Origin of the sequence: Lacisediminimonas profundi (assembly GCF_008831265.1) — a bacterium.
Taxonomy (GTDB): domain Bacteria; phylum Pseudomonadota; class Gammaproteobacteria; order Burkholderiales; family Burkholderiaceae_D; genus Lacisediminimonas; species Lacisediminimonas profundi.
Map to the genome: position 1 here is coordinate 260,439 of NZ_VTTH01000006.1, position 11,762 is coordinate 272,200.

The following is an 11,762-nucleotide window of genomic DNA, read 5'->3' on the forward strand; positions in this document are numbered from 1 at the left end:
CTACAGGCCCAGCGTCGAGCGGATCGTGGCCAGCGGCCGGCGCATCAGCCAGTAAGAGAACGGCACGCGTTCGCCATACAACTTGGCAGTTCCTTTCAGCCCGACACGGTGATCAGTCGACTCGTCCAGGCGGGCGCGCACACGATAGGCATAGCTGCCGTCGGGCCGCTGTACGGCGTCATGGGAAATATAGCGAAGCGTCGCCGTCACCGGAGACAAGGGGCTGGAATTCAGGTAGAGGCTGACCGAGGCGCCTTCCATCATGGGAATGGCATCGCCCATCGCCACCCAGGCTTCCACTTCCTTGTCGTTCGGCGTCGCGATGCGCATCACACGCTCGCCGACAGAGACGGGACGGCCTATCCACTCGCTGGGATCGTCAACCAGCACCATCCCGTCCTGGGGCGCCAGTACCCGGGCGCGGGCCAACTGCTCCGCCAGGTACACCACTTCCGCCCGCTTCTCCTCTATCTTGCCGGTCAACAGTGCCATCTGCGCCTTGGAACGCACGTCGGAAAGCGCCTGCTGCGTGGTTTGCCGGTATTCAGCTTCAGCGGTCGCCATGGTCTGACGGGCAACCTCGAGGCGCGATTCGATCAATGCCTCGTCGAAACTGAACAGTACCTGATTCTTCTTGACGGTCTGGTTCGGCCGCACTGCGAAGCTTTCGATCACGCCCTCAAGCGGCGAGCGGATCACTGCCGGACTGGCTGCAACCAGCTCGCCTGGAGCAAGCACGGTCAGGCGCACCGGGAAGAACAATATTACGAGCACGGCAATGGTGATCCAGACAGGACGGTGTTGCCACCATCGCCCGGCGCCCTCCTCGGGCCGAATGAAACCAAGAACGCGGCTTTTCCAGACATGCCAGGAAAACAGGGGCGGCTTGAAACGCGCCTGCCAGGCATGGTTCCAGACGTCCATCCATTCAACCAGCAGCGACCCTTCCTGCTCGGACCACGGCAGGTCGCGCACCAGCAGCAGTGCCCCGCGCGTACTGTTCTTTATATTGCGCGGCGCTGGCAACGGCAGCCACATCGCAGATTCAGGCAACCACTCGTCCCACTCTTCTGCCAGGTCTTCCGGCAGATCGGTCTTGTCGAATGCGTGCGGCCGCCTGTTCTCGATGCTCACGTGCCGGAATACTCGCTCGAGCCAATGCGCATACGGGGCATTGGCCTCGATCTGCACCACGCCGGAAAGCGCACGCAGACCGCCGCCTTCGAACCACAGCGCAGCCTGCCGATATGGCGCCAGCGAATGACTGTCGTTGACCGCCATGAACGCCAGCTCGGCCATGTCCCGAGCGTGACGGGCGCGACGGGACAAATCGAGTAGCGCTGCCAGCGGGGTGTTGGCCGTGCTGGCAGCCGGCTCGGCGCGGCCTGATGCCGGCTCCGCCGGCTTTTCCTGGATGCTTATTACCGGATCACTCATGAAGGTTTGGCCGAATCAGGGCTTCCTTTGATTATTGGTGCGGCAGGCCGAGGTTGCGGCAATTCCTTGCTGCCACCCTTGATTGCGTTTTTCAACTGGTCCGAGAAACTCGGACGGCCGCCGATCTTATCGTTCTGCTCGCCGACTTGGAAGCGGAACATGGTCCTGGCCTCGCGTCCGGCGTTGTCGTGGGCCGTCAACTTGATCTTCAGCTCACCATCGAACGCCTTGGGCGTTACGAATTTGAACACACCGCTGCGGCTGTCGAACTGCAACCATTTCGGCAGCGGGCTACCGTCAGCAAGCTCTGCTGTCAATTCGACCCAGGCATCGGATTTCGTGTGCACGAATGCATCCGGCGGGATCGGAAAGCTGCCGACCGACTCGCGTTCAGCGAACTGGTCTCCAACACCCCGGAAAACAGTCAGGTTGGCCGCTTGCGACGGCAAGACCATTGCCTGCCACCCGATGTTCATGGTGAAGTTCGGATCGGCCATTCCTCCCTTGCGTCCCCAATCGGAGAAGTTGAACCGCTCCCAGGCGCCGGCGCCGTTGGACTCCAGCCCGCTCTCGGTGGAGAAAGCGATCTGGGACGGACGCAACAAGGAATCGAATGAAGAAACCGGCTGCCTGTCGTGGGCTGTCGGCAGGCTGATGTCGACGCGGAATGCGAGCGCCGGCACATTATTGTCGATCACCACCGGCCCCAGGATCGGAGCCTGTGCCGGATCGTTCGTCGACGCCGTCGCTCCTGTGCCGGTGCCGGTGCCCGCACCCGTATCAGTGAAGGCTGCTCGCGTGCTCTCGATCAGCGCGAAAATGCCCGGATCGAGGATCGATCCGATCGTCTGGTCTTCATCGCCACGTTGGTTGTCGACGAAATAAATCTCGACATACGAGAGCCCCGCGGCCGCAAGTTGTTCGGCATTGAGCGACCTGATGTCCTGGATTTCATTGCCGTCGGCGTTGAAGAACTTGGCGCCGGTCAGCATCTGCTTTCCATTGACCACGACATTCTTCAGGACGTAGTCCTCGTAGCGGACAATGATCATGTTGCCAGTCGAGTCGAGAGCATACTCGCCAGCCGCATCGGTCTGGAACACTGGCTTCAGGAAGCTGTTGATCAACGTACCTGCCGGCAGCAGCACCTTGACCATCTGTTGCCTGGTGGCGAAGCCATCCCTCAGCTCTGCTTCGTAGCTTTGCTTGAATGCCAGGTACTCGTTGTACGCCTGCTCGTTCGCAGCCTTGAGGGCCGCCAGTTGCTGCGGCGATTCGATGATCTCGGGCTTGAGGGTGAACTGAAGGATGCCGAGCGGCGCATCCAGGCTCTGCAGGCTCATTCCGGCCACCTGCTCCGCACTGCCAACGTCGCCGAGTATCTTTCCGCCCAGTTCGCGTGACACGCTGCCCACGCCGACGCCCTCGATTTTCAGCGCCGACGAAATCGTGGCGAGCAATGCCTGCTCTTCGGCCGAATTGCCGAGCACTCCATGAAGCGCCGCATTCAACGCAACGTTCATCTCGTTCAGGGTATCGGTGATCACCGGGCTGGTGCCCCTGGTGGCCGCCAGCGACATGTAGCTGGTCGGATCGGCCGGATCCGAACTGACCGTCGGGAACGAGGCCACGTTGCTTTGCAGGTCGTCCGTGAGGCCGTCGTTGTTCATGTCGCCGGCGAACAGCTCGGTGAAATCGTCAACCCCGTCCGTATCCTTGTCCAGCGAGACATGCGCCGTATAGTCGGTATCAATCTGGTTGGCTGTGGTACGCACGGACAGATTGAAGAATCCGCTGAAGTTGGCCGGGGCCGTAATCTTCAGCATCGAGCCGCTGAGCGTGGCAGTCACGCCCGTCAGCGGGTCGGTGACAGGATTGCCAAATATCAAATTGCCGTTCGAATCAGTGAAGCCGATCTGGAACGCGATCGGCGAGCCGCCTTCCGGGTTGAAGTAAATCTTGCTCAGGTCGACCTGATTGCTGCCGCCCGCTTCTACCCCGATTTCGATGTTGCCGTCGCCGATGCCCGGCTGCGCGCCTTCGATCACATTGGTGACCTGAACCGACACATCCTTGGTCGCCACGCCGCCCCGGCCATCCGCGACATTCACGGTGAACGAGTAGACATTGTCGCCAACGGTGGTTCCGCCGAGGTCCGACGGCTTTTCGAAGTCGAGCGGCTTGAGCAGGGTGACGTTGCCCTGCGCGTCCACCGCAAACCGGCTGGAATCTGCGCCGGTCAGCGTATAACTGAGGCTCTCGTTGATCCCATCCGCATTGTCGGCCACGGCGTCGTTGCCAGCGATGGTGAACAACAGGTCCCCTGCCTTTGCTGTCTCCGCGATCTGTACCGCGCCGGGCGCAGTCAGCGTCGGTGCAATATTCGGCAATGTCTCGGGCCCGGCCAGGGTGACCGCGATCGACGCAGTGCCCGTCGCACCGGCCCGATCCTTGGCGGTGATCATCAAGGTCACCGGGCTGGAAACACCCAGCGTATTCGTCACTGTCAGGATCGAGCCGTTGACAGTTGCGGTCACGCCGTCCGCTGCGGACACGGTGTAGGTGAGCTTGCCCAGGTCCTCCGGATCGACATCGGCGAATACGGATCTGAGGTCCATCCGCACCGTCTGCCCCTGCTTCAGGGTGATCGGCTCGATCGCCTTGCCGATCGGCGCATCGTTGACGTTGCGCACGCTGAAATTCAGCTCCGACATTGTCGTCGTGCTCATCCGTCCAGGCTCGCCGTATTCGAGGTGGAAATTCAGTTTGTCGTAACGGACTGCAAACTCGTCCTGCTTGGGCGTGAACTGCAGATTCGATATCTGGTCGAGTCGTATCCGGGTGCCGGCTACGACCTCGGTCAGATTGCCATTCGCGTCAGCCAGCCTGGCAAGTCCGATGACCGGAATGCTGTCCAGCACCACCCAGATGCTGCTGTCCGGTACGCTGATACTTGCACTCGCGCTGTTCGTCAGACGCAACGGGAAATCATTTTTGCTGAGGTGCACCGTCGTGTCTTCGTTCATCACGATGACCGGCGAGGCATCAACAAAGAGCCTGACTGCCGTATCCACGCTCAGCGTGGCGTTGCCAGCAGACCCTTTGTTCCCTGCGGCGTCCGCGTAGGTCTCGGCGCCGACTGCAACCGTTACGGTCGTTGCCGCCATGTTCACCGGCGGGGTGTACAAGGCCGTGAACACTTTCGGATCGCTGGTCGGAACAAGGGCGCCGAGGGTGCCGGCGCTGACGCTGATGTCGCTCAACTCGAAGCCGGTCGGGACTTCGCCGAAAGTAAAGGTGAGCGTGGTCGATTCGCCAGCATTCAGGACTGGACTGCCTGCGGACACCGCGACTTGCGGACCGCTGAGATCCAGCGTGAAGCTCAGACTGGAGAACTCGCTATTGCCGTGGCTGTCGCTATCAATCACCTGCACCGTGTATTCGCCATCTTGCTGCGGCGGGGTGAAGGTGCTGGTGGCCGGGCCGCCATTTATGCTGTAAAGGCGAGTTACGCCAGGCGCCGGATCGCTGAACCTGAGCGAGGCGACATTCGTCACCTTGTCGGTAGTGTTCGGTCCCGAGTCCGCAAGCAGCTCGATTTCCGGCTGTACAACGCCGCGCACCTGGATCGTGACCGTTGCGATCTCGCTGTCTGCCGTGCCGTCATTAGCGCGGTAGGTGAACGCATCGCTTCCGAAATAGCCCTGATCCGGCGTATAGGTGAAGCTGCCATCTGCGTTGAGCGTAAGCGTCCCATGTTCCGGGCCGGTTACCACACTGGACGACAATGCATCACCGTCCGCATCCGTATCGTTGCCGAGAACGGAGAGCGCTACCGGGACGATCAGCGTCTGGTTCCTGTTGGTGGCGTACGAGTCACCCTGCGCTCCCGCAAGGTCATTCTTGCCATTGATGGTGAAGCTGATCTCTTTGGTACTGCCGTCCAGCGACGTGACAGCAAAGGTCTCGACCTTCACCTTTCCCACGGCAAGCGATTGCACCGCCTCATTGGAGACCGTGTAGGTGTAGCTCCCATCGGCCGCCAGTTGAAGCTGGCCTAGCGTGCCAGGCGCTGCTGTGACACTGGTCCGGAATGAATTTTCACCGGCGTCGATGTCGATCAGGCCAACTGTGCCAGTCGCAACCAGATTGCCGATGTCGTTGACACCGGTGTCTTCGGTGACAGAAGCCGCGCCCGGCGTACCGATCAGGGCGCCGTCGTTGGCGCCGCTGATGGTGACCGTAATCGTCTGGCTGCTTCCATCCAGCGTGACCACGGTGAATGTGTCGGTCAGCGTCGCGCCGGCTGGCAGCGATTGGACTGCTCCGGATCCGTTATCCACTGTGTAGGTCCAGGCGCCGGTGCCTGCTTCAAACGTGAAGCTGCCGTGCTGCCCGGCACCAGTTCCGGATTCGATCGGCGCGAATGCTGCTTCGCCGGAATCCGGATCCGAAACCGTCAACACGCCCCCGGTAGCAAGGGTCGCGTCTTCCGTGACGGCTCCCGATGCCGTGCCGCCAATCAGGGCAGCGTCATTGGTGCCTGCAATATTGATGACGACCGTGCTTGTCGTACCGTCGGCGCTGGTGACCGTGAACGAGTCGGTATAGGTCTGACCCGCGACGAATTCGTCATGCGCAGAGTCGGCCGTATAGGACCATGATCCATTGGCGCCTATCGAGAATTTTCCATAGGATCCGGCGGTACCGACCTGCTCCACGAACTGCTGTTCGCTATCCACATCGCTGATGGAGAGCGAGCCGTCCGTGCTGATTGCCGCTGCCGTGTCTGCTTCAGTCAGGTTGATTGATGCAGATGTAAGGACGGCGGCATCGTTGGTGCCGGTGATGTTCACGATCACGCTTGTCTGCGTGCCGTCGACGCTGGTCACCGTGAAGGTGTCAGTGTAGGTACGACCGGCGACGAACTCATCGTGGGCGGAGTCGGCGTTGTAGGTCCAGGCGCCGTCTGTCCCGATGGAGAACTTGCCATAGGCTCCGGCGACGTCAGTCTGCGCCGCAAAACTTGCGGCGCTATCCACATCGCTGATCGACAGCGTGCCACTGGTGCTGATCGCTGCTGCCGTATTCGCTTCGGTCAGATCGATCGTTGCTGAACCCAGGACCGCAGCGTCATTCGTACCCAGGATGTTGACGACGACCGAGGTGGTGCTGCCATCGGCGCTGGCCACGGTGAAGGATTCGGTATAGGTCACCCCCGCCACGAATTCGTTGTGGGCCGAAGACGCAGTGTAGGTCCAGGCGCCGTCCGTGCCGATCGAGAATGTTCCGTACTTCCCGGCCGTGCCTGTCTGCGCTACGAAAGTTGCGTCACTGTCGACGTCACTGATCGACAGGCTGCCGCTCGTCGAGATTGCCGCCGCCGTTGCCGCTTCGGTCAGGTTGACCGTCGCAGAGCCCAGCGCCGCCGCATCGTTGGTGCCGAGAATGTTCACAACGACGGATGTCTGCGTGCCGTCAGCGCTGGATACCGTGAAGGTGTCCGTGTAGGTCTGACCTGCCACGAATTCGTTGCGCGCCGAATCTGCCGTGTACGTCCAGGCGCCATCCGTGCCGATCGAGAACGTGCCGTAGGTTCCGGCCACATCCGTCTGGGCTTCGAACGTCGCGTCGCTGTCCACGTCGCTGATCGACAGGCTGCCGCTCGTGCTGATCGCCGCTGCCGTTGCCGCTTCGGTCAGGTTGACCGTCGCCGAACCGAGCGCCGCTGCGTCGTTGGTGCCCAGGATATTGACCACTATCAAGGTCGTTACCCCATCGACATTCGTCACCGTGAAGGTGTCGGTGTACGTCTGACCTGCAACAAACTCGTTGTTGGCAGAGTTCGCCGAATAAGCCCAGGAACCATCCGCGTCAACTGTGAATCGTCCATATGAGCCGGTGCTGGTCTGTGGGCTGAAGGCCCCAGAGCCGCCTTCGAGCGTCCCGCCAGTATTGATCGCCGCTGCACTATCTGCCTCGGTCAGACTCAGATTAATCGTCGGTGCTACTTCGTCGACGTTGTTGATCGTCAGCGTCACGGCTTGCTGGCTGGCAGTCGTCACGCCGTCATTCGCGACCACATTGAAGCTGTAGCTCGATTTCGCTTCGTAGTTGGGATTGCCGGTCAGCGTCACGGCGCCAGTGCTGCCGTTGATCGTGAACAATGCCGCGTCCGTGCCAGACAGGCTGTAGGTCACGCCGGCACTGGTGTCAGCGGTATCGGTCGCGATCGCCGTGTAGACCACCTGGCCGGCACCGCTGTTCTCGTTGATCGCCGTTGCCGTCGTCGACGACGTGATCGTCGGCGACACTTCATCGACGTTGTTGATCGTCAGCGTCACTGCCTGCTGGCTTGCTGGCGTCACGCCATCACTGGCAACGACATTGAAGCTGTAGCTCGACTTCGACTCGTAATTCGGATTGCCGGTCAGCGTCACCGCACCGGTCATCGTGTTGATCGTGAACAAGGCCGCGTCCGTACCGGACAGGCTGTAGCTCACGCCAGCGCTGGTGTCAGCGGTATCGGTCGCAATCGCCGTGTAGACGACCTGGCCCGCGCCGCTGTTCTCGTTGATCGCCGTTGCCGTCGTCGACGACGTGATCGTCGGTGCAACTTCGTCGACGTTGTTGATCGTCAGCGTCACCGTCTGCTGGCTTGCCGTCGTCACGCCATCATTGGCGACCACATTGAAGCTGTAGCTGGACTTGGTCTCGTAGTTCGGATTGCCGGTCAGCGTCACCGCACCGGTCATCGTGTTGATCGTGAACAGGCTCGCGTCCGTTCCGGACAGGCTGTACGTTACGCCGGCACTGATGTCGGCGGTATCGGTCGCAATCGCCGTGTAGACGACTTGGCCCGCACCGCTGTTCTCGTTGATCGCCGTCGCCGTCGTCGACGAGGTGATCGTCGGGGCAACTTCGTCGACGTTGTTGATCGTCAGCGTCACTGCCTGCTGGCTCGCTGCCGTCACGCCGTCGCTGGCAAGAACCGTGAAGCTGTAGCTCGATTTCGCTTCGTAGTTCGGATTGCCCGTCAGCGTCACCGCACCAGTCGTCGCATTGATCGTGAACAGCGATGCATCGTCGCCGGACAGGCTGTACGTCACGCCACCACTGATGTCAGCGGTATCGGTCGCAATCGCCGTGTAGACGACCTGGCCCGCGCCGCTGTTTTCGTTGATCGCGGTGGCCGTCGTCGACGAGGTGATCGTTGGTGCAACTTCATCGACGTTGTTGATCGTCAGCGTCACTGCCTGCTGGCTCGCTGTCGTCACGCCATCGCTGGCGACCACATTGAAGCTGTAGCTCGCCTTCGTCTCGTGGTCCGGATTCGCCGTCAGCGTCACCGCTCCGGTCGTCTCGTTGATCGTGAACAAGGCCGCATCCGTGCCGGACAGGCTGTACGTCACGCCAGCACTGGTGTCGGCGGTATCGGTCGCGATCGCCGTGTACACGACCTGGCCCGCACCGCTGTTCTCGTTGATCGCCGTGGCCGTCGTCGACGACGTGATCGTCGGGGCCACTTCGTCGACGTTGTTGATCGTCAGCGTCACTGCCTGCTGGCTTGCTGCCGTCACGCCGTCGCTGGCAACGACGTTGAAGCTGTAGCTGGATTTGGTCTCGTAATCCGGATTGCCCGTCAGCGTCACTGCGCCGGTCGTCTCGTTGATCGTGAACAGGGCCGCGTCCGTGCCTGACAGGCTGTAAGTCACGCCGGCGCTGGTGTCAGCGGTATCGGTCGCGATCGCGGTGTACACGACCTGGCCGGCGCCGCTGTTCTCGTTGATCGCGGTTGCCGTTGTCGACGACGTGATCGTCGGTGCGACTTCGTCGACGTTGTTGATCGTCAGCGTCACCGCCTGCTGGCTCGCTGTGGTCACGCCGTCATTGGCAACGACATTAAAGCTGTAGCTCGACTTCGACTCGTAATTCGGATTTCCGGTCAGCGTCACCGCGCCGGTCGTCTCGTCAATCGTGAACAAGGCCGCATCGTCGCCTGACAGGCTGTAGGTCACGCCGGCGCTGGTGTCAGCGGTATCGGTCGCGATCGCGGTGTACACGACCTGGCCGGCGCCGCTGTTCTCGTTGATCGCGGTCGCCGTCGTTGACGACGTGATCGTCGGTGCGACTTCGTCAACGTTGTTGATCGTCAGCGTCACTGCCTGCTGGCTCGCTGCCGTCACGCCGTCATCGGCAACGACATTGAAGCTGTAGCTCGATTTGGTCTCGTAATCCGGATTGCCCGTCAGCGTCACCGCGCCGGTCGTCTCGTTGATCGTGAACAGGGCCGCATCCGCTCCGGACAGGCTGTAGCTCACGCCGGCGCTCGTGTCAGCGGTATCCGTCGCAATCGCCGTGTAGACGACCTGGCCGGCGCCGCTGTTCTCGTTGATCGCGGTTGCCGTTGTCGACGACGTGATCGTCGGTGCGACTTCATCGACGTTGTTGATCGTCAGCGTCACTGCCTGCTGGCTGGCCGTCGTCACGCCGTCATTGGCGACCACATTGAAGCTGTAGCTGGATTTGGTCTCGTAGTTCGGATTACCCGTCAGCGTCACCGCTCCAGTGGTCGGGTTGATCGTGAACAGGGCCGCGTCCGTGCCGGACAGGCTGTAGGTCACGCCGGCGCTCGTGTCAGCGGTATCGGTCGCGATCGCGGTGTACACGACCTGGCCGGCGCCGCTGTTCTCGTTGATCGCGGTCGCCGTGGTCGAGGACGTGATCGTCGGTGCCACTTCGTCGACGTTGTTGATCGTCAGCGTCACTGCCTGCTGGCTGGCTGCCGTCACGCCGTCATTGGCAACGACATTGAAGCTGTAGCTCGACTTCGACTCGTAATTCGGATTTCCGGTCAGCGTCACGGCGCCGGTCGTCTCGTCAATCGTGAACAGGGCCGCGTCCGTTCCGGACAGGCTGTAGGTCACGCCAGCGCTGGTGTCGGCGGTATCGGTCGCGATGGCCGTATAGACGACCTGGCCAGCGCCGCTGTTCTCGTTGATCGCCGTCGCCGTCGTCGACGACGTGATCGTCGGCGACACTTCGTCGATGTTGTTGATCGTCAGCGTCACTGCCTGCTGGCTCGCTGCCGTCACGCCATCATTGGCAACGACATTGAAGCTGTAGCTCGACTTCGTCTCGTGGTCCGGATTACCGGTCAGCGTCACCGCGCCCGTGCTGCTGTCGATCGTGAACAAGGCCGCATCCGTACCGGACAGGCTGTAGGTCACGCCAGCACTGGTGTCAGCGGTATCGGTCGCGATCGCCGTGTAGACCACTTGGCCCGCACCGCTGTTCTCGTTGATCGCCGTCGCCGTCGTCGACGAGGTGATCGTCGGTGCTACTTCATCGACGTTGTTGATCGCCAGCGTCACTACCTGCTGGCTTGCCGTGGTCGCGCCGTCATTGGCGACGACGTTGAAGCTGTAGCTCGATTTCGTCTCGTAGTCAGGATTGCCCATCAGCGTCACGGCGCCGGTCGTCGCGTTGATCGTGAACAGGCCCGCGTCCGTTCCGGACAGGCTGTAGGTCACGCCGGCGCTGGTGTCGGCGGTATCGGTCGCAATCGCCGTATAGACGACCTGGCCCGCACCGCTGTTCTCGTTGATCGCCGTCGCCGTCGATGACGAGGTGATCGTCGGCGCAACTTCATCGACGTTGTTGATCGTCAGCGTCACTGCCTGCTGGCTCGCCGTCGTCACGCCGTCGCTGGCAACGACGTTGAAGCTGTAGCTCGATTTGGTCTCGTAATTCGGATTGCCCGTCAGCGTCACGGCACCCGTGCTGCTGTCAATCGTGAACAATGCCGCATCGTCGCCGGACAGGCTGTACGTCACGCCGGCGCTGGTGTCAGCGGTATCAGTCGCAATCGCCGTGTAGACCACCTGACCTGCGCCACTGTTCTCGTTGATCGCCGTCGCCGTCGTCGAGGACGTGATCGTTGGGGCAACTTCGTCGACGTTGTTGATCGTCAGCGTCACTGCCTGCTGGCTCGCCGTCGTCACGCCGTCATTGGCGACGACGTTGAAGCTGTATCTCGATTTCGTCTCGTAGTCAGGATTGCCGGTCAGCGTCACGGCGCCCGTGCTGCTGTCGATCGTGAACAAGGCCGCATCCGTACCGGACAGGCTGTACGTCACGCCGGCACTGATGTCAGCGGCATCGGTAGCGATGGCCGTGTAGACAACCTGGCCGGCGCCAGTGTTTTCGTTGATCGCCGTTGCCGTCGTCGACGACGTGATCGTCGGGGACACTTCGTCGACATTGTTGATCGTCAGCGTCACTGCCTGCTGGCTTGCCGTGGTCACGCCGTCGCTGGCAACGAC

Annotated in this window: 2 protein-coding genes; both read right to left on the reverse strand. The window is 61.5% G+C overall.

The features are described 5' to 3' along the window. On the reverse strand, window positions 1–1,437 hold the full coding sequence (locus FVE66_RS17590; RefSeq protein ID WP_151448770.1) for an efflux RND transporter periplasmic adaptor subunit: 1,437 nt from the start codon (window positions 1,435–1,437) through the stop codon (window positions 1–3). After that, window positions 1,434–11,744 (reverse strand): cadherin domain-containing protein, encoded by a 10,311-nt coding sequence (locus FVE66_RS17595; protein WP_206668787.1) that lies wholly within the window; start codon window positions 11,742–11,744, stop codon window positions 1,434–1,436. The genes FVE66_RS17590 and FVE66_RS17595 overlap by 4 nt, the downstream gene beginning before the upstream one ends. Window positions 11,745–11,762 lie beyond the last annotated feature (18 nt).

Bases quoted from the DNA above. Each gene is read 5' to 3' on its own strand.
- FVE66_RS17590 (WP_151448770.1), bottom strand. From the start codon at position 1,437: ATGAGTGATCCGGTAATAAGCATCCAGGAAAAGCCGGCGGAGCCGGCA.